This window comes from Oceanisphaera psychrotolerans (assembly GCF_001870485.1).
Classification (GTDB): domain Bacteria; phylum Pseudomonadota; class Gammaproteobacteria; order Enterobacterales; family Aeromonadaceae; genus Oceanimonas; species Oceanimonas psychrotolerans.
Genome location: NZ_MDKE01000022.1, coordinates 221510 through 240527, shown reverse-complemented (window position 1 = coordinate 240527; position 19018 = coordinate 221510). Strand labels below are relative to the sequence as shown.

The window sequence follows — 19018 nt, the reverse complement described above, 5'->3', positions numbered from 1 at the left end:
AAAAAAACCTGTGGCTATGGGGACGGTGTTAAGCCGCCATAGCCGCAGATTCTTGCCAGGGCCGCCCGCGGGCGGCCCTGGCAGTATATCGCGCTTCGCTCAGCCTTCCAGCCGGCGCAGTCGTTCGCTCGCATCGCGCCAGCGGCGGCTGCCGTACAGCTGACTGGCGGCGGCCCCCTGCGCAGACTGAGGGCGCTTGCGCAGGGCAGACAGATCCCGCTGCAGATCGTGGGGCAACCGGTCGATGATCTCGACCGCGCCGGCCCGGTGATTGCAGGCCAGCAACAGATCGCACCCCGCCTGCAGGGCGCTGTGGGCCCGCTCGGCGTAGCCCCCCGCCACGGCTGCGCCTTCCATGGTCAGATCGTCGCTGAAAATCAGGCCGGTGAAACCGAGTTGCTGGCGCAGCACCTGTTTCAGCCAGAACGCCGAAAACCCGGCCGGATGCGGATCCACCGCCGAGTAAATGACGTGGGCCGGCATCATGCCCTGCACCAGCCCGGCGGCAATCAGCGCCCGAAACGGCACCATGTCGGCCTGCTCGATATCGGCATAATCACGCGGGTCGACCGGGCTCTCCTTGTGGGAGTCGGCGCGCACGCTGCCGTGGCCGGGAAAATGCTTGGCCACCGCCGCCATGCCGGCACCGTGCATGCCCCTGATGTAGGCACTGGCATGCGCGATGACCGGCTCGGGATCGGTACCGAAGCTGCGATCGCCAATCACCTCGCTGCCCCGTTCCAGATCGAGCACCGGTGCAAAGCTCAGATCGATGTCGTGGGCCAGCAGCTCGGCCGCCATCATCCAGCCGGCGTCTTCCAGCAGGGCGAGTTTATCCGGACGGTCCAGCGCCGCCAGGCTGCCCGGGGCCGGCAGCGGAAAGAAACCGTCGCGAAAACGCTGCACCCGACCACCTTCGTGATCCACTGTCAGCAGCAGCCCGGGTTTGACCGCGCGGATGGCCTTGACCAGGGCGCCGAGCTGCGCCCGGTCGTGATAGTTGCGACGGAAAAAGATGACCCCGCCCACCGCCGGGTGCGCCAGCAGTTCCCGCTCTTCCGCATCCAGCTCACAACCCTGCACATCAAGAATAAAGGGGCCCATTACTACTCCGTTACCGCTCACCGGCGGTCAGTTCGACTCGATAGATGTTAGTGTCTGCCGCAACCGCGCCAGCGCCTGGCGTTGCAGCTCAAGATAGCGCGGGGCCGGGTCGCGCCGATACTGCAGCGCCGCCCACAGCACAGTCAGCCATTGTACCCAAGGCCGGCGCGCCTGAAAACGACGCCAGTCGAGGAGACCGCCGGCATCAGCATAGGCCGCCAGCAGCGCGCGTTCCTGCGTGGGGGTCAGCCCGAAGCTGTCGGCCATCACCGCCAGCTCGAAGGCCGCATCGCCCCGGGCCGCATATTCCCAGTCCAGCAGCCAGGGCCGTTCGCCCAGCAGGTTGGCGGCGTTGAGATCGTGATGGCAGAACACCGGGGTAAAGGCCGGGTTGAGCAAGGGTGAAACAAAACGGGGAACGAAGGCCGCCAGTTCGGCCGCCAGCGGCGCCAGTTGCCGCAGGTAATGGTCCGCCTGGGCCGCCAGATCCAGCAGTGGCAGGTCAGACTCGATGCGGTGCAGCCGGGCGACCCGGCTCATCAGCAGCGGCAAGTCAGGCTCGCGCCCACACCAGTCGGGCTCATCCAGCCAGTCCAGGATCAACAGGCCACACTCGGGTCGGGCATAACGGATCGCCGGAGCCAGCCCCGCCTCGGCGGCGGCTTGGTGGGCCCGCAGTTCACGCCGTCGGTCTATGCCCAGGCTCGCCGGGGCCTCGCAGCCCAGCCTGAGCCAGTAGGCCCCCTCTACCGTATCGAGTCGCCAGCAGCGGTTGGTATAGCCCCCCGCCAGTGGCGTCAGCTGCCCCTGCCACCGGCGGGGCAGCAAGGCCGGCAGCAGCCGGTCAGCGTCCACTCACGCGATCGGACCAGAGCACCTCGCCACTGCTCAGCTCCATCAGCTGCCCCTGCAGGATCATGCTGTCGCCGTTGCGAGTCAGGGTGGTCGACAGCAGATAATCGGCCCCGCTCTGTTTGCCCAGCCGTACCAGTGCCGCCATGTCGGCCCGGCCATCCTGGTAAGCCAGTTGCTGACGCAGGCTGCTGACCCTGGCACCGTCGGCAAAGCTCAGGCTGCCACTCAGGTTGGCGCGCAGCCGCTCGGTCAGGCCCTGGGTATCCACCGGGCTGCCGGCCTGGTTGCTGATATCATCCAGCAGCACGGGCCCCTGTACCTCGTTGATGGCGGCGTTGCGCTTGAGGCTGCCAGCCAGGTTGTCGACCAGTCGCTCCAGGTCGACGCTGCGCACCTCGGGCAACGGAGCCTCCGGGGCCGAGGGCAAATCGATCACCGGCAGTTGCGGGGCCGGTGGCGTGACCGGGGTCACCGGCGTGCCCGGCTGCACCGGTCCGGGCGTGACCGGCCTGACCGGTGCCGGCCGCGATGAATAGGGATTGGGCAGGCTACACGCGGTGAGTGCCACCCCCGCCGCCAGTACCAGCGCTACACGATACAGCATCATCATGTCTCCTCAGTGCGCCAACATCGGGCCCAGCGGACGGCCGCCCAGCAGATGCATGTGAATGTGGTATACCTCCTGACCACCGTGACGGTTACAGTTCACGATCAGGCGATAGCCATCGTCGCTCAGTCCCGCCTCGGCCGCCAGCTTGCGCGCCACGGTAAACAGGCGGCCCAGAGCCTGCTCGTGCTCGGCTTCCACCTCGTTCACGGTGGGGATCAGCACATTGGGCACGATAAGAACGTGGGTCGGCGCCTTGGGTGAAATATCGCGGAAGGCCGTGACCAAATCGTCCTGGTACAGGATATCGGCGGGAATTTCCTTGCGGATGATTTTGCTGAAAATGGTTTCTTCTGCCATTACTGATCTCCTTGAAGTAAGTCGCCGGACCGCGCCATCGGCCACAGTCAGGATTTGCCATTATAGCCCTGTTGGCCGCCGAAGGCATGACGTGATAATCAATAAACGATTGATTAAAAACGTCATCCGGCATCAATCAGGGTGCCGCAGGCGCTAGCTGAAAGCGAGTGCATCATGCTGCCTGGCATCGTTCTGCTGCCGGCATCGACACCCAGGTGATCAAATAGCAGGCAAACGCACCTGCCCGCCGAGGTTCTGCCTTGACAGTACCGACAACATTATCTAACATCCGTCCCCGTCGAAACGACGATGTCGGCGTGTAGCGCAGCTTGGTAGCGCACTGTCATGGGGTGTCAGGGGTCGGAGGTTCAAATCCTCTCACGCCGACCAAATCATCCTGAAAAACCCACCTTAACCGGTGGGTTTTTTATTGCCCGCCATTTACCTGCCGCCAGCGCCAGCCTCTGTCACGACGCCTTCAAATAGGATTCAGGCAGTACCGTTATAGAGTACACTGTCGGGGTGTAAACCTATGCGGAGAAGATGCGATGACAGGATTCAAACGAAATTATTTGGCGCTGGTACTGGCCGGTACCCTCACCACGCAACTGGCCGCCTGCGGTACCGTTTTCTATCCCGAGCGCAAAGGCCAGATCAGCGGCCGCATCGACCCGGTGGTGGCCATCGCCAACGGCGTGGGTCTGCTGTTCTTTGTCGTGCCCGGCGTCATCGCCTTTGCGGTCGACTTTGCTACCGGCGCCATCTACCTGCCCGGCGGCCGCCGTGCCGACCTGCAACCGAATGTCACTCCCGACAGCCTGAACGACAGCCTCTATGCCAACACCGGCCAGCGTATCGACTGGCAGCAGGATATGGTACTGGTCGAGTCCCTCGACAACGAGCAGCAGCTACATTCCCTGTTGGCTTCAAATTCGGAGGAAATGGCTCGGGTACAGTAACCGACCCCTTCTGACTGATAGTGATCCGCTGCGTGGGGCCTGCCAACCGACGAGGCAGCGAGACTCGAGCGACCCGGCCTTCGACCGGGCTATTGGCAATCCGGCGAGGGCTTGTGCCTGATTGGAATCGTTTTTTCGTTCCAACGTCAATCTGAGCTTATAGTCACCGGATTTGAGGTAGTTCCACCTGTATTCAAATACCCTATCGTCATGCAGGTAATCGCGGATTCTTTTTTCAATAATCGGCGGTGCCGGATCAATATTCAGTCACTCTGCTGGCAGTATGGAAAATATTTCCTGCTCACACATAAAAATCCCCGCAAGAGCGGGGATTTAATTATTGGTCAAAAAGTGGCCAGCATACTGATTATCTGCTCTGCCTAGGGCTTGCTTTCTGTTACAACATCACCAAGAGGATTTGACGTGATATTAGCTTCATCGGCTTCAGGTACGATGCTATGCATGCCCTGAATTTCCATTACATTGAGATGCGAATAATCTTCACGCATATAGCCGATGGTTTTATACAGCATATACGACGTCAGCAGCAGAATGGGCAACGCAAATATCAGAATCGCCGACTGCATGGACTGCACCGGAGCATCAACAATAATGAAAATGGCTGGCAATGCCACAATCACCAGGCACCAGAACATCTTCAGATAGGTCGACGGGTTGCTGTTTTCATCCAGCTCATCCTGGGTGTTACAGGCAACGGTAAACACTGAACCGTCCAGGGTCGTTACCAGCAGCAGGAAAGTGGCAATGATGAATACCACCAGGATGACGGAAGACAACGGTAATGTCTCAAGCGCGCTTACAATCGCTTCGCTGGCCTGCCCGTCAGCCACCATCTGGCTGATATTCACCTTACCGTCGAGCTCCGTTTTCATCATGAAGGAGCCAACAATTGAGAACAGGGCCGCAATACCTGCAGTACCGCCCCCAATCATGCAAGCTACAACTTCACGAATGGTTCGCCCTCTGGATACCTTGGTGACAAACACACACATCAGCGGAATGTAGATCATCCAGTACGCCCAAAAGTAGGCCGTCCAGGACTGGGGAAACTTGGCTTCGTTGATGGCATCCGTATACAGGCTCATCATAATGAAGTTCTGTGCCCAAAGGGCAATGGAGGAGCTGGTATTTTCAACAATGAACTGGGTTGGTCCCAGGATCAGGATATACAGAACCAGAGCGATAACAAAGTAGGTGCCATTTTCGCTTATTTTCTGCATGCCTTTCTCAATGCCAAAGAACGAGCTGGTGGCTAGGATCACGGCGACAATGGCAAGCATCAACAGCTTCAGGAATAAGGTGTTTTCAATCCCCAAAAGCAGTGATACTGCGGCCGAAATGATGGGTACTCCGAGCGACAGCACGATAAGCAACCCAAAAATCAGCGCAATGGGATACATAACGTCAATCACCCGCCCAATAACCCTGGCTATTGTTTTGTTTTTTATCATCGCCATGACAATATCGCTGATTTTTAGTGATCCATTTTTCCTGATATAGAAGGAATACATGACCGGAATCGCGGTAATGGCATAGATCGCCCAGGCAATGATGCCCCAGTGGTGAAGGCTGTAGGTCACCGCCCACTCGGAAGCCGTCACCGACCCGGCCTCAATCGCAAACGGTGGCGTCTTGATATAATAAGACCATTCGAGAAACGCCCAGTAGACTGTGCCCGAGCCCACGCCCGCCAGCGCCATCATGGCAATATAGGAGAAGGTCGAAAACTCAGGCTTCTCGTTCCCCATCCGGATATGGCCATATTTGCTGAATATAAAAAAGGCCGCCAGAATAACCAACCCAAAGGCAAACCAGAGAATGGGCGTACCAAAGTTATAGGCAATTAAGGTGAATATATCACCGGCGACCTTTATTGCCTGCTCTGGATTGACCAAGAAGAACATGGATATTGCTGACACAATAACCAACGAGATAGTAATAGTAACTCGGTCAAAGTTACTTTTTCCCATTGTATTTTTCATCATATTTGTCCCATTGATTATTAGCCCGCACAGTAAACAGGAGTGGCAATATCATTTAAGAATATTGACATTACCCTATTAAATTCCACATTCAAGGCGGGTTAATATAAAGTCACTTCCACATTGTTTCGGGATAGATCCAATTACTTATCCAAGATGTTTTATTAATTACTCGAAAGCATAATGTCCTATCGCATTTCCCCGGACGACATCCCAGTCCATGTCAATACCCAGGCCCGGTTTTTCCGGGGCATGCACAAACCCATCCTTGTCTGTACGGATAACGTCCTTGGCACCCAGCTCAAAGTTTTCGTATGGGTAAGCCTGCTCGAAGAAGCGGCAATTATTATGTGCCAGTGCAACATGCAGGTTAGCCGCCTGGGTGATAGTGTAGCCCCAGCTTTGTATCTCAAGATTTTTTCCATGGGCTTCGGCAAGGGCAAAACACTTGTTCAATGGCGTGATGCCACCGCAGACCGTCGCATCCTGACGAACATCGGACCACATATTATTGGCTAATGCATATGCCACCTCCTGTAGCGTCAGCAGACAATTGCCATGGCTGGAAATTTCCAGGTTGGTGTCTTTCACGAGGCGCTGATAGGTCGCATAGTCATAATCAGACACCGGGGCCTCATACCATGCCCAGCCGTATTCATCCAGCAAACGGGCCATTTTTAAGGCTTCCTGCTGGTTATAGAAAGTGGCCGTATCCAGCATTAATGCAATGCCTGTGTCTTTGTAACGAGCCTGGACCGCCTTGACCAATTTCAGGTCTTTTTCATACACGCAGTAACAATGCAACTTGATCGCCTTGAAACCATGTTCAATGCAGCCATCGATAAACGGAAAATATTCTTCCACCGTATCGAACATGGGGGTGGACGCATAGGAGAGCATCTTGTGACGGGCACCACCCAGCATCATGTACAATGGCATGCCGGCCTTTTTTCCCTTGATATCCCAGGCGGCAATATCAATAGGTGATTTGGCGACCAGTCCGCCCCAGGAACAGCGATTCATCAGCCAGCCATGAATTTCCTCGGTCATCAGGGCATTTTTTCCAATCAGCCCCGGCACTATGGTACGCATCGCTTCCAGAATACAACGGTCAAAGTCATTTTCCGTGTAGCTGATGGTGGCGCCCACCCCTTCAAGGCCGTCCTCGGTGATCAGCCGCACGATATTATTGGTGTGAATTAACGGCTCCTGGTTATCTGCCCAGGGCAAATGGGCCGCACTGTGATCCGCAACGGCGTATATCTCGACACGCTTGATAATGGACTCTTTCATGACCACTCCTCTGCTTACAGTTTACTGCCATTGGCGATCATGACGTTGCGTATCTCATCAACGGGGAGATCGCGAATACGGGTTTGCTCATCAATCGCCTTTACCACCGCAATGCCTGCCGCATGCCCATACTCAAAACATTGGGCGGTCACGCGTGCGGAGGCAAGCGCCTCGTGCTCGGCGCTGAGGCAGCGACCGGCAACAATGATGTTTTCGCCCACCACGGGAACCAGGGTATTGAAGGGGACGTCATAGTAATCATCGAGCAGCCAGTGCAGCTTTGGCTTGTCGCCGGAATGCAGCTCAATGGGCCAGGGAGTACGGCAAATGCTGTCTGGCCGCTTGCGGCAATTCACCACGTCGTCATTGCTCAGCGTTTCAACACCCACGATGGAGCGGGTCTGACGAATGCCGACCTCGACGCCGGTATCCACCACGTAGGCGTTTTCGCAGCCGGGCACATAATTGTTGAGGAACCTGGCATAGCTGCGAACCTGGCGGCGACCGAACACTTCGGCTTCGGTAAAGTCCTTGGGATCGATCACATTCAGCATACGCCCATCCTGACCCGCCAGGCGCGTGGCGTTGACCATCAGTTCCCCCGGGCGGGTGGTCGGAAACATCCAGATTTTATGACGAGGGAGATCATAATCATTCGTCTGGTTAGCCAGCACGATATTCTCGGTTACCTTGGGCGGGCAGATGGTGTCATCACCGTAATAATCGAGGTATTTTTCCATATCGACACCGGCGATGCGGAAGAACATGGTCGGATTCTGGATGCGGCCATCGGCACCGAAGTAGTAATCCATCCCCGCCCGGGCAATAAGGGCGGCATCACCGGATGCGTCCACTATCATCCTGGCAAGGATCACGCTTTGCCCGGCGTTTGACTCGATAACCACTCCTTTAAAAGCATCGCCATCCATAATCACACCGGTAACGGCGGTATGGAACAACGTGGTTACACCGGCTTGCTCCAGAAAATTGTCCGCCACTTCACTCCACATCAGGGGATCATGGGTCACGGTATAGGTTTTGCCATAGCGCTGAGGCCCGGTCACCCCGCCCTTGTCGGCCAATGCCTGACGGAAACGTTCGGTGAAACCAAACACTACCTGCTCCGGCTTGGAGTCGGGGTTGTCGGTGGCCATGTACATGCCGCAGATGGTGCCCGACAGCCCGGCCACCGCAGCGCCACCACAGAAACCGTACTTTTCAATCAGCCAGGTATTTTTGCCCATGCGTCCGGCGGTTTCCGCCGCCGCCACACCGGCAGCACCACCACCAATCACCAGCACATCCACCTCAGCCAGGACCGGCAGATCTGGTACCACTTCAAATCGCTGAACTATTTTCCAATCTTTCATTGCAGCCCCTTGATAGACTAATGATAATCAACTGATATATCAGTATTGTGATTAGAATATATACATGATTTTTCTGTAACACAACAGTGAACACACTGTGTTACAATGTTGCATTCCTAGTTCGTGAGGTCGCTCACTAAAATTTTGCCTGGGAGAACAAGATGGCAATGACGATGGTGTCGGTAAACAAGACAGAGGCGGCATACAACCAGCTGGAACGCATGATCATTTTTCGCGAACTGGAGCCGGGGAGTATGGTCAGTGAAAAACAGCTCGCCGAAAGCCTGGGGCTCGGTAGAACACCGGTTAGAGAGGCGCTGCAGCGGCTGTCTTACGAACGGATGGCGGAAATCCACCCCCGTCGCGGGATCCAGATCCCAGCTATCTCTGTGGAAAGCCAGCTCAAGATCCTGGAAGTCCGCCGGGATATCGAGGCGCTTTGTGTCAGCTATGCGGCATCGCGTGCAACGATGCAGGAAAAGCAACAGATGCTCGAGCTGGCATCGAGCCTGGAAGCCTGTGCAAAAGACAAGGATGATCTCACCTTTGCCAGTCTACTGAAACAAAGCCACAGCCTGTTGGTAAAGGCAGCAAACAATGAATATCTGCAACTTGCAATGGCCCCGCTGCAAGGTCTGTCACGCCGGTTTTGGTTTGCCTACAAGAATGACGCTTCAGATCTGGCGGAAGCCTCGTCCTTGCATGCAACCGTACTCAGGGCAGTGAGCCATACCGATGCCAAGGCGGCGGTCGCCGCCTCTCACCGGCTCAACGACTACCTGACCGATATGGCCTACCGCAGCCTGACGGCCAGAAAATAGATCCCATAGGCAGGGGCCAGGAGATCTCGGGCTGAAATAAGGTTCCGGCATAACCCTAGGGCAATCAGTAGGCCCCGCCGATGGCCGGCCGCAAGTGATCATAGAGAGGAATGGCCTTGTTCAACTCGGCCGCCGACAGCCCCGGTGCCAGCGAGGCCAGCCGATCCCGGGCCCGCCTGATGCTGGCACTGCGCAACAGCTGCACATTGGGATAGAGCCGCCGGGCCTCGCCCAGCAACCGCTGAGCGTCGTCTTCCTCTCCCGCCGCCCCCAGGGCCAGATAGGCATTGTAATAGACCCCCGCCCGGGGCGTGTGGGTCAGAAAACGCCGGGCCCAGCTCACGTAGTCCAGCAACTGCGCCCGGTCTGCCGTCAGCAGGGCCCGGGTCAGTTGCCAGTGATGGCGGTAAAACGCCACCCGGTCATACCAGATCAGGGGATTCACCACCGCCCGCAACTCTGCTTCGGTGCGCTGTTCATTCTGCTCGTAGCGGACCAGCTGCTGGCCGGCATAGAGGCCGGTCGCCATGAACAGCATCAGCCCCAGTCCCCAGGCACGTACCGGCCAGCGGCTCCAGTGCGGCGGTGCCGCCAGCAGGCGGCGCTGGCCGTATTCCGCATCGATGACATAAATCAGCACCAGCACCATCAACCAGTGGGGCAGCGAGTGATAAAACGGAAACTCGGTCTGACTGTGGATGAAAATGGGCGTCAGCACCCCGACCCAGGCCAGGCTCTGGACAAGGGGCAGCCGATACAGCAACTGCAGCACCAGGCCGCTCATCAGCACCAGTCCCAGCAACGGCACCACCCCGCCTTCGATGGCCCAGAGCAGAAACTCGTTATGCGGGTGGCCCATCTCGGTAAACAGCGGCGGCGCCCCCGGGGTCAGCTCGCGCCAGTCGGCATAGGTACGGTAAAACGCCGACTCGAAACTGCCGTAGCCAAAACCGAACCAGGGCTGGTCCAGCCACATGCGCAGGCCGTGGGCATAAATATCGAAACGGCCGTCGGCCTGGGTATAGATGCTCAGGCTGCGCTTGCTCATCTCGAACACTTCCAGCCCGAACACCCCCAGCAGAATACCGAGGGGGATCAGCAGCAGACTGGCCAGCAGCCGTTTGGAGCGGGTCTTGATCAGGGTGTGCCAGATCAGGGGCTGCAACAACAGCAGTCCCAGCAGCAGCCCGAGCTGTCCGGCCCGGGACTGCAGCAACACCACCAGCATGCCGCCGGCCCCCAGCACCGCAGAAAACCAGACCGACTTCAGCACAAAACCGCGCCAGGGTGACTTGGCTTCGTGCAGCCAGAGGTAGATCGCCAGCACCATGCCGGTGGCCACAAAACTGGCCATGACGTTGCGATGCTGAAAAATACCGTAGGGCGAGCGTACTTCGGTGTTGTAGCCAAACCGGTTGCCCGGCTCCAGCACGAAGAACTGGGCCAGCCCCAGCAGGATCTCCACGCTGACCGCCGCCAGCAGACAATAAAGCAGATAGCGGCGGCCCCGACCGTTGAAGCGGCATTGCTGCAGGGCCAGATAGAACAGCAGGCCGCCGCACAGGCCCAGCATACGCGGCAGGGCATGGCCGGCCACGGAGTTGTTGTGCACGTAGAAAAACGGCAGCCACAGCAGGCAGCTCGCCGCCACCAGCCCCAGCCAGAAGCGGCTGATCAGCAGCCGCCGGCGGTGCCAGTGCCAGAGTCCCAGAGTGGTCATCAGACCGACGAAGAACCAGCCGATGACGTTGAATGGCAGTTGCAGGCCGATGCCGAACAGGTGAGGCAGATAAAGGTGCATGCCCAGCAAGGCGTAAAACGCCATGCTGGCCAGCATGGTTCTGGCCAGCCGTTCCTGTTGCTGCAGGGGCGAAGACATCATAATGGGGCGTACTCTCGCAGGCCGGGCAGTATCACAAGGCTTCTACTTTACCCAAGGCCGGCACAAAAAGCATGAGCGGCAACGTGTCGTCCCGGCAAATTCTGCCACAGAGAGCCAGTCACAGACCCGCATGCCCCCTTTCGTCATTCCCGCGCCGGCGGAAATCCGGGCCCCCCGCCTTGGCGGGGGTGACTATCAAGGCAGCCCAGCCCCGAGATCCACATCCGTGACAGGATATTGCTTGACCGGGGGGCGTCAGAAGTCGAAACGATAGAACAGATCAATCGCCTGGCTCAGACCACTGGTTGCCTGCAGATAGAGCCTTGGCAACAGCTCGTAGCGCAACCGCAGCTCGCCGATGGCCGAGAACACCCCGACACCGTAGCCAATCTGCAGCCCCGGCAGCACATAGGCACTGATATTGACCTCGGTGCTGTCGCCGCTGCCGCCGGTATCCAGGGTCACGTCCTGCAGCCCCAGCGCCTCGCCCACGCCGGTAACCAGACCACCAACCTGGCCGACCCCGGCCCCCAGCAGCATCGACTGCACCAGGGCGTTGCTGTCGGTCTCGCCGCCACCATCCATGCCACGTCCCCGCAGCAGGTAGGACAACTGCTCCGACTGGGGCATTTCGGGATCCGAGAACACCTCCACCTCGGGCTGGGCCGCGCTGCCGCTGACCCGGACGCCCGCGGTAATGGTGCTGTCGGACATGCTCGACGGGTTGCGAACGGCCTCGATCTTCAGGTTCGGCTGATCCAGGGGGCCGCTGAACAGAATACTGCCCTCCTGGATCAACAGGTTCTGTCCGTAGGCACGGAACTTGCCGTCAACCAGCCGGATTTCGCCGTTGGCGCGCATCGTGCGTCTTGGTCGCTGCACGATACGCAGTTCCCCTTCCAGCCGGGTATCCAGGCCGAAGGCCTCGAGGCGTACATCTTCCACCAGCCGCACCTGAATACGGATATCCAGCGGCAGGCTCGGTGCTTTTTCCGGAATGATGCCCGAGCGTTGCACGATGATCACGTCCTTCGAACGGGATACCGCGCTTTCGGGCAGTTCCTTGACCTCGATACGGGCCCAGGGGATCAGGATTTGACCCCGCACCGTGGCCTGCTCGCCCAGCGCAATTTGCAGATCCGGGCTGACCCGCACCCGTCCCATGCCCGGATAGCCGGCTTCCAGCTCGGTCCCCTTGAGGCGAATTTCGCCGCTCACCGGCAGCTGCCGCCAGTCCAGCTCACCGTCGATATTCAGCGGGCCGTCACCTACCCTGAGCTGACCGTTGATGGTGGCATTGGTGCCCCGGATATCCAGCCGGGTGGTGAAGTCGCGTACCTTGACCATGTCGGAATAAGTGTCCACCTCGCCGCCGGTCAGGTTGATCTCGCCAAACAGCAAGGGCGCCTGCAAGGTGCCATCCAGCCGTCCCTGTCCGGCCAGGGTACCCTGCAGCCGGGCCACTTCCGGCAACAGCGGCGTCAGCCAGTCGAGCTTGAGATCCTCGATGCTCAGGTTGCCGCTCAGCGCACGTCGCCCCTTCAGATCCGCCACATTGGCATCCAGCGACAACTGTCCCAGCACCCTGGAGCGAAAGGCCAGCGACGACTGCAGCCGGTTGTCGGCCACGTCACTGGTAAGTGACAGGGTCTGGTAGTCGAGTCGGGTATCGCCACTGACAAAGGTGCCCGGCGTGGTGCTGATATTGGCGTTAAGCCGGGGCACCCCATCCTGCCAGCGCAGCTCCGCCCGGCCACCCAGGGTCGCCTCCCAGGCAAAATCATTCGGGAAAAACGGCTTGAGGCGGGCCAGATCCAGGTCGCGGATATTGACCCCGGCCTGCCCCTGTTTGGCGCTGGCCGTCAGGGCGTCGAAACACAGCGACGCCGCTCCCGAGCTCCAGCAATGGGGCTCGGCGCGAAAACGCTGCTCCCGCCACGACATGGCCAGCTCCCGCTGCAGCGCCCAGCGTTCCAGCGGGGTATCCAGCACCGCCCGACTCAGCCGCCCCCGCCAGCCGTCCTGGTCCAGGCTGCCGTCCAGCCGCAGTTCGGCCGCCAGCCGGTCGCCGTCCAGCTCCAGTTCGAGCTGGTGCGCCGCTTCATCGCCGCTGGCGGTCAGCCGTATGTCCTTGAAGCTCAGCTCACCGGCCTGGATGCGGGCGATATTCAGCCGCACATCACCGCTGGTTTCTTTACCCAGGATGGCGTTGGCCTGCAGATTGATAGTGCGTGCCTGGGTCTCGTTGAAGCCGGCGCGGTCCCCCTTGAGGCTGGCCTGGATTTGCGGCGCGGCCAGTTCTCCCCGCACCTGAATGTCTCCGGCCAGGTCACCGAACAGCCCGGGCGCATACACCGCAAGCTCCGGCGCCTTGAGCACGCCGTCCAGCTGCCAGCGGTCGGTGATGCGGCCATTCACTGTCAGCTGGTTGTTGCCGTTGACCAACCGAAGCTGGTTGATGCTGCCCTGCAGCGCCTGATCCAGCACCACCTCGCCTTCGAGCAACAGCGGATAATCCCGCAGCTGACCGTGAATATCGGGCCGTACATTCAGCTCCCAGTTTTTACCCTGCAGCGCAAAGCGGGTGTCCAGCTCGCCGTTGAGCCGGCCGTCCAGCCCGGCCACAAAGACCCCCGGATCCACCTCGGTCAGCGCCAGCAGTCCTTGCCAGTCGATGCCGTCACTCCAGCCCAGGGCGCCGGTCACCTGCGCCTCGCCCTGAGGCAAAGTCAGGGTCAGGGGGTTGAGCCGGGCACCTTGCAGATCACCGTTCGCCGCCAGTTTGATGCCGAGCGGAGGCAGGTCCGGTCCCTGACCTTCGGCATTCAGCGTCAGCCGGTAGTCGGCCAGCTCGCCGTTCAGCCGTAACTTGCCCTGCTTCAGCTGCCATGCGGGCTCGGCCAGCGGCCAGCCCAGCTGCTGCCAGTTCAGCGCAATATCAAACGGCAGTGCGGGGTCGAGCGGTTGCGCTTCCAGAGAGGCGTTGGCCTCCACCACCCCACCCAGGGCCAGCTTGCCCTTGAGTTGTTGCAGGCTCTCGGACAGGGTCAGCGCCAGGGTCTGACCGGCCAGTTGCCCGTCCAGCAGCGGCTTGTGCAGGGTCGCGTTCAGCGCCAGTTCGAGCGGGTAATCACCACTCAGGGTGAGGTTGCCGCCGAGTGTCACCGCGGCCAGCTCGTGATCGAGCTCGGCCTTCAGGATCCGGAGTTCGCTGCCCTGTCCTTCCAGCTCCAGTACCAGGGCGTGTAACGCCCGGGTTTGCCCGTTCTGGATCAGCCGGCTGTCGGTCAGGCTGAAGCCTTGCAGCCGGATCGGAAACGGCAGCACCACCTCGGGCAGGGTCAGCTGTGAGCGAGCCGCCCCGGCGGGTGTTTCGCCGGCCGGCGCAGCGTCGTCGCCGGGCGTCAACGTCAGGGTCAGCCCGTCCATGTTCGGACCGGTAAGCACCATGCCGTCATCGTTCCAGTGCGCCGCCAGCTGCAGGCTCCGCCAGGCGATGGTCTGGCCGGGCAGCGATATCCTGACCCGGTCGGCACGAATATCGTCCAGATCGATGCGCAGCGGCGGGGTAATGGGCCCCGCCGGCTCGGAAGGCGGCTCGTCCGTGGCAGGGGGCAGGCTCCGGATGGTAACCTCGATGTCTTCGGCCACCAGTTGCCGCAGCCAGAAACGGCGGTCGAGCAGCTTGCCCAGCTGCCAGTCGATGGTGACCTCGCGCGCCGAAAAGGCCAGCGAGTCCTGCTCGTAGCTAAGCTCGGAAAACTGCCAGCCCTGCCCCAGCTGACCGGACACCATGGTACCCTCGAGGCCCGGCACCTGCTGCTTGGTCAGCCCCCACAGCCACTGGTTACCGGCATGGGTAAACAGCAGGCTGAACAACAGCATCAGCAGTACACACAGGCTCACCACCAGGCCGGTGAAGATTCGCTTGAACATCATAACTCGGGTCCCAGGGTAAAATGTATTCGCATGGGGACCTGCTCCTCCGATACCCCAAATGCCAGATCGACTCGCACCGCGCCCACCGGCGTCAACCAGCGCACCCCGACCCCGGTGCCCACCTTCCAGTCTTCGGAATAGTCGTTGGTGGCGGTACCGGTATCGACGAAGCTGGCCACACGCCACTTCTCCGCCACCTTGTAGTCGTATTCCAGACTCAGGGCGGTGGCGTATTTAGCCCCCAGCCGATCACCGTTTTCATCGACCGGTGTAATGGACTGGTAACTGAAGCCGCGTACCGTCATGTCACCACCGGTGAAGAAACGTAACGACGGCGGCAATTCCTGTACGTCCTCCACCCACACCGCGCCCTGCTCGGCCCGGGCAATCAGCCGTTGCTTCTCGGCGATGGTGCGCAACCACTTGCTGCGTCCCCACAGACGGACAAAGCGAGTGTCGGATCCCCACCAGGCTCGGACAGTTCCAGGGTCGCCAGCTGGGCGTCGCCCCAGATCGGGTCCAGGCCACCGCGCACCCGGGTACGGCTGTAGGACACACCGGGGATCAACAGGAAACTCTCATCCTCCTGTTCGCCCTGGACATAGGATTCGTATTCGGAGCGAATGAACACATCCCGGGTCCAGTCATCGACGTCCTTGTCCCAGCGATGTACCGAGGCCACCAGACGATCACTCACGGTGTCGTCCTGATCCAGCATCTGATAACCGCCCTGAATGGTGTAATAGTTGTTGAGCGGATTACCGCGGGGGATCTTGTAGACCACGCTGATATCCTGCGTCGGCGCCGACAGTTTGAGGTTGGTCGTCAGGCTGTGCCCCAGGCTGTTGATCCAGGGTTTGTCCCAGCTGGACGAGACCCGGGGTCCTTCATCGGTCGAGAAGCCCACACCGACTTCGACTTCGTTGTCGGCCTTGGCGCGCAGCAGCACCGTCAACGGAATGCGATGATGTTCATCGGCCTCACTCACCACCGGCAACACTTCGACCTGACGAAAATAACCGGAGGAGGAAAGGTCGCGGCTCAGCTCGGCCAGGCGGCTGGCCTGATAGGGATCGCCGGGTTTCACCTTCACCAGCGGCGTCAGCAGCCGATCGACCGGACGGTCGGCGTCCACTCTCAGCTCGCCAAACTTGAAGCGCGGGCCGGAGTCGAAGGTCAGGGTGACATCGACGGCTTTATCATGGGGATACACCAGTACCTGGCTGCGTTGATAGTTGGCATCGAAGTAGCCACGGGCCAGGGCCAGGCTGAGCAGGCTCGCCTTGGTCTTTTCATACTTGTCGTGGCGAAAAACATCGCCTTCGCGCAACCCCAGCTTGTTGATCAGCTGCTCAAACTGCGGATCCGAGGCCGAGTCGCCCTGCAGCAGCAGATCCAGGGTACGAATACGCACCGGTTCACCGGCCGTCACCCGCACCTCAACCCGCTCCGGTTTGTCGTTATCGGCAACAATCTCTATGACCGGGTTGTAGTACCCCAGCGCCTGCAGGCTGTTGATCACCGCGGTTTCGATGTCTTTGCGAAAACGAGGCAGTTGCTCGGCGTCGATGGCCGGCAGCTGATCCAGATATATCTGGGTGTTGTTTTTCAATTTGCCCTTCAGCCCCTGCAACTCGAAGCTGACTTCGTCGGCCCGGACATTCAGGCTGAGCAACAGCAGAACCGCAAGTCCCCATAGTCCTTTGCTCATAGCGCACCATTTATTCGATTATTCTGTGTATATGTATTATATCGGTTCCGCATGGCAGACTGCTCCCCTGTCGACTCATTCCCGGGTGCCTTATGTCCCCATCTCATCATGCTTGTGCCTTGCTCGGCTTTGCCGGCTTCAGTGGCAGCGGTAAAACCACCCTGCTGCGGCAACTGGTCAGTCTGCTCACCCGACGCCAGATGCGTATCGGCATCATCAAACACACCCATCACGATGTGGAACAGGATACACCGGGCAAGGACAGCTTCGAACTGCGTCACGCCGGTGCCCGCCAGTGCCTGCTGGCCGGGCCCCATCGTAGCATTCTCACCTGGGAAAACACCAAGACAGAGGACGCCGATTTACAGCTGTCCCTGTCACGGCTCAGCCTGGATCAGCTCGACCTGGTGCTGGTGGAAGGCTTTCGCGACGCCCCCATCGCCAAAATCGAGGTACACAGACCCGTTTGTGCCAAGCCGCTGCTGTGCCTGCACGACCCCCATATTCTGGCGGTGGCCACCGACGTGGCGAGCCTGGTCGCCCCGGTCCCGCTGCTGGATCTGAACGACCCCGCCGCCGTGGCCGATGTTATTTTCCGGTGGTGGCAAGCGGGGCGCCTGCGAGTGCGCTCAGATTGAGTTGTTCACCGGCCGGGTACCCGCACATCCGGCGATAGCCCGCATAGAGCAGGGGGTGATGCCGACGGTATTGCTGATGCCGGTCCGGGGCCGGGCTGAAGGCCCCCACCGGCAGTATCCGCACACTGCTGTCCCGACCGCGTTCCAGATGCAGCCTGGCCCGGCTTTGCTGGGCCCACTTCTGCTGCAGGGCGCTCTGTACGTAGAGCGCCGGGCTGTATTCCGGCCCCCGCTCGCAGAACTGCCCGTCGCCATCGAAGGCATCCACCGCCGCCCAGTACAGGGTCAGCAACTCGCCGTAACTCAGCATGTCGGGGTCATACTCCACCCGCACCACCTGCCGGCGCAGGTGACGACTGCCGCTTTTCATCCAGCCGACCTCGGTGCCTTCCACGCCGGGCCGCCCGGCAAACAGCGCCTCCATCACCCAGAAGCTGCCGCCGGCAAACACCGCCTGAGCGGCCTGGGCCGGTAACACCACCAACAGCATCAGCATCATTACGGTTTTTCCGACCACCCGGTTGCTCCTTTACAAGCGTCTTCGACTTACTCATAGTCTATCGACGGGTATGCTAACTGATTGAAACGATATGGAAACATTTTTCGCTTACCGCTGGCTGCTGGGTTCGCTGGCTTCTGTACTGCTCCCCCTGCTCGGGGTGGCCGGCACCCGCTGGCACTGGTGGCCCTACACCCTGGGCCTGCTGCTGGTGGTGGCGGGGCTGGGACTGGCCGTTTTACTGCTGCCCCTGCTCTTGTGGCAGCGACAGTGGCTGTCGGTGCTGCCCCCCCTGCTGCTGATACTGAGCCTGTCCCCCTCTGTTATCCGTGGCCTGACCCTGCCCGCCATTCACGACATCAGCACCGATACCACAGAGCCACCACCGCTCACCGCCGCCGCCCGGCTGCGCGCGGCCTCCGATCACCCCACCGACTACGCCGGCACGGAGCTGGCCCGGCAGCAGCAGGCGGCCTGGCCGACGCTGGCGCCCCTGGTATTGGCCGAGCCGCCCGGCCAGGTGCGTACGCGCGCGCTGGCCCTGATCGCACAGCGGGGCTGGACCCTGACCGCCGACACTAGCACCGACACGGCCACCGACAGTGAGCAGCAACTGGAAGCCGTGGTCAGCAGCCGCCTGTTCGGCTTTCGCGACGACGTGGCCATTCGCCTGACGCCGGTCGAGAACGAGTCCGACAGTCACACCGCAATCCATACCAGAGTCGACATGCGCTCCGCCTCCCGGGTCGGCAAAAGCGATCTGGGCGCCAACGCCGAGCGCATCCGCGCTTTTCTGGTTGATCTGGAGCAACAGTAAGGCGTGCGGTACCAGAGAGGCAACACAGCTGCCTCTTTTTGAACACCGAGTGGCCTGCAGACGGCGCCAACAGGCAACGCCGGAAAATCAAGGAGGACAAAGGGATCTGCTCCGCAGACCTTCTGTTTCAGGGATGAAACAGAGAGCGTACATATAGGTA

16 protein-coding genes and 1 tRNA gene are annotated in these 19018 nt (G+C 60.1%); 5 read left to right on the top strand and 12 right to left on the bottom strand.

Annotated features, from left to right (window positions below; genetic code table 11):
• Positions 1–99 precede the first annotated feature (99 nt).
• From nagZ to hinT, 4 genes are read right to left on the bottom strand one after another with little or no spacing between them, the layout of a single operon-like run.
• Positions 100–1104, bottom strand: coding sequence for a beta-N-acetylhexosaminidase (gene nagZ / locus BFR47_RS09790; RefSeq protein WP_071472888.1), 1005 nt, complete (start codon positions 1102–1104; stop codon positions 100–102).
• A 27-nt stretch (positions 1105–1131) separates the two neighbouring features.
• Positions 1132–1959, bottom strand: a complete 828-nt coding sequence (locus BFR47_RS09785; RefSeq protein WP_071472887.1) for a phosphotransferase — start codon at positions 1957–1959, stop codon at positions 1132–1134.
• Positions 1949–2566 (bottom strand): penicillin-binding protein activator LpoB, encoded by a 618-nt coding sequence (locus BFR47_RS09780; protein ID WP_071472886.1) that lies wholly within the window; start codon positions 2564–2566, stop codon positions 1949–1951. The genes BFR47_RS09785 and BFR47_RS09780 overlap by 11 nt, the downstream gene beginning before the upstream one ends.
• 9 nt (positions 2567–2575) lie before the next feature.
• Positions 2576–2926: a purine nucleoside phosphoramidase gene (hinT, locus tag BFR47_RS09775; RefSeq protein ID WP_071472885.1), complete on the bottom strand. Its 351-nt coding sequence runs from the start codon at positions 2924–2926 to the stop codon at positions 2576–2578.
• Between the two features lie 313 nt (positions 2927–3239).
• Here hinT and BFR47_RS09770 point away from each other — a divergent pair.
• A tRNA-Pro gene (locus tag BFR47_RS09770) sits at positions 3240–3316 on the top strand.
• Positions 3317–3474: 158 nt separating this feature from the next.
• On the top strand, positions 3475–3885 hold the full coding sequence (locus BFR47_RS09765; RefSeq protein WP_071472884.1) for a hypothetical protein: 411 nt from the start codon (positions 3475–3477) through the stop codon (positions 3883–3885).
• A gap of 380 nt (positions 3886–4265) precedes the next feature.
• Here BFR47_RS09765 and BFR47_RS09760 read toward each other — a convergent pair whose 3' ends face one another.
• The 3 genes from BFR47_RS09760 to BFR47_RS09750 all read right to left on the bottom strand — a co-directional run bounded on the left by BFR47_RS09760 (position 4266) and on the right by BFR47_RS09750 (position 8551).
• Entirely contained in the window at positions 4266–5876 is a 1611-nt protein-coding gene (locus BFR47_RS09760) for a BCCT family transporter (protein ID WP_281245963.1), read from the bottom strand.
• Positions 5877–6056: 180 nt separating this feature from the next.
• Complete coding sequence (locus tag BFR47_RS09755; RefSeq protein WP_071472882.1) at positions 6057–7181, bottom strand: mandelate racemase/muconate lactonizing enzyme family protein; 1125 nt, start codon at positions 7179–7181, stop codon at positions 6057–6059.
• 14 nt (positions 7182–7195) lie between these two features.
• Positions 7196–8551 carry an FAD-dependent oxidoreductase gene (locus BFR47_RS09750; RefSeq protein WP_071472881.1) on the bottom strand — a complete coding sequence of 452 codons (1356 nt, stop codon included), beginning with the start codon at positions 8549–8551 and terminating at the stop codon, positions 7196–7198.
• A gap of 161 nt (positions 8552–8712) precedes the next feature.
• Here BFR47_RS09750 and BFR47_RS09745 point away from each other — a divergent pair, with 161 nt between their 5' ends.
• Positions 8713–9372: a GntR family transcriptional regulator gene (locus BFR47_RS09745; RefSeq protein WP_217645513.1), complete on the top strand. Its 660-nt coding sequence runs from the start codon at positions 8713–8715 to the stop codon at positions 9370–9372.
• A gap of 64 nt (positions 9373–9436) precedes the next feature.
• Here the strand turns inward: BFR47_RS09745 and BFR47_RS09740 are convergent, their stop codons facing one another.
• The 4 genes from BFR47_RS09740 to BFR47_RS09730 form a co-directional block, all read right to left on the bottom strand.
• A complete protein-coding gene (locus BFR47_RS09740) occupies positions 9437–11254 on the bottom strand; it encodes a PglL family O-oligosaccharyltransferase (RefSeq protein WP_071472879.1) in 1818 nt (605 codons plus the stop codon).
• Between the two features lie 255 nt (positions 11255–11509).
• On the bottom strand, positions 11510–15193 hold the full coding sequence (tamB, locus tag BFR47_RS09735; protein ID WP_071472878.1) for an autotransporter assembly complex protein TamB: 3684 nt from the start codon (positions 15191–15193) through the stop codon (positions 11510–11512).
• Positions 15190–15612, bottom strand: a complete 423-nt coding sequence (locus BFR47_RS18665; protein ID WP_245748867.1) for an autotransporter assembly complex protein TamA — start codon at positions 15610–15612, stop codon at positions 15190–15192. Before BFR47_RS18665 ends, tamB begins: the two co-directional genes overlap by 4 nt.
• Positions 15582–16904 (bottom strand): autotransporter assembly complex protein TamA, encoded by a 1323-nt coding sequence (locus tag BFR47_RS09730; protein WP_245748866.1) that lies wholly within the window; start codon positions 16902–16904, stop codon positions 15582–15584. The genes BFR47_RS18665 and BFR47_RS09730 overlap by 31 nt, the downstream gene beginning before the upstream one ends.
• 92 nt (positions 16905–16996) lie before the next feature.
• On the opposite strand from BFR47_RS09730, the gene mobB reads away from it, so the two are divergent.
• Complete coding sequence (gene mobB / locus BFR47_RS09725; RefSeq protein WP_071472877.1) at positions 16997–17542, top strand: molybdopterin-guanine dinucleotide biosynthesis protein B; 546 nt, start codon at positions 16997–16999, stop codon at positions 17540–17542.
• On the opposite strand, the gene BFR47_RS09720 is transcribed toward mobB, so the two are convergent.
• Positions 17493–18059: a peptide-methionine (S)-S-oxide reductase MsrA gene (locus BFR47_RS09720; RefSeq protein ID WP_245748865.1), complete on the bottom strand. Its 567-nt coding sequence runs from the start codon at positions 18057–18059 to the stop codon at positions 17493–17495. The genes mobB and BFR47_RS09720 overlap by 50 nt on opposite strands.
• A 73-nt stretch (positions 18060–18132) precedes the next feature.
• On the opposite strand from BFR47_RS09720, the gene BFR47_RS09715 reads away from it, so the two are divergent.
• On the top strand, positions 18133–18858 hold the full coding sequence (locus BFR47_RS09715; protein WP_071472875.1) for a DUF1499 domain-containing protein: 726 nt from the start codon (positions 18133–18135) through the stop codon (positions 18856–18858).
• Positions 18859–19018 lie beyond the last annotated feature (160 nt).

Bases quoted from the DNA above. Each gene is read 5' to 3' on its own strand.
- nagZ (WP_071472888.1), bottom strand. From the start codon at position 1,104: ATGGGCCCCTTTATTCTTGATGTGCAGGGTTGTGAGCTGGATGCGGAA.
- BFR47_RS09780 (WP_071472886.1), bottom strand. From the start codon at position 2,566: ATGATGCTGTATCGTGTAGCGCTGGTACTGGCGGCGGGGGTGGCACTC.
- hinT (WP_071472885.1), bottom strand. From the start codon at position 2,926: ATGGCAGAAGAAACCATTTTCAGCAAAATCATCCGCAAGGAAATTCCC.
- BFR47_RS09765 (WP_071472884.1), top strand. From the start codon at position 3,475: ATGACAGGATTCAAACGAAATTATTTGGCGCTGGTACTGGCCGGTACC.
- BFR47_RS09760 (WP_281245963.1), bottom strand. From the start codon at position 5,876: ATGGGAAAAAGTAACTTTGACCGAGTTACTATTACTATCTCGTTGGTT.
- BFR47_RS09755 (WP_071472882.1), bottom strand. From the start codon at position 7,181: ATGAAAGAGTCCATTATCAAGCGTGTCGAGATATACGCCGTTGCGGAT.
- BFR47_RS09750 (WP_071472881.1), bottom strand. From the start codon at position 8,551: ATGAAAGATTGGAAAATAGTTCAGCGATTTGAAGTGGTACCAGATCTG.
- BFR47_RS09745 (WP_217645513.1), top strand. From the start codon at position 8,713: ATGGCAATGACGATGGTGTCGGTAAACAAGACAGAGGCGGCATACAAC.
- BFR47_RS09740 (WP_071472879.1), bottom strand. From the start codon at position 11,254: ATGATGTCTTCGCCCCTGCAGCAACAGGAACGGCTGGCCAGAACCATG.
- tamB (WP_071472878.1), bottom strand. From the start codon at position 15,193: ATGATGTTCAAGCGAATCTTCACCGGCCTGGTGGTGAGCCTGTGTGTA.
- BFR47_RS09730 (WP_245748866.1), bottom strand. From the start codon at position 16,904: ATGAGCAAAGGACTATGGGGACTTGCGGTTCTGCTGTTGCTCAGCCTG.
- mobB (WP_071472877.1), top strand. From the start codon at position 16,997: ATGTCCCCATCTCATCATGCTTGTGCCTTGCTCGGCTTTGCCGGCTTC.
- BFR47_RS09715 (WP_071472875.1), top strand. From the start codon at position 18,133: ATGGAAACATTTTTCGCTTACCGCTGGCTGCTGGGTTCGCTGGCTTCT.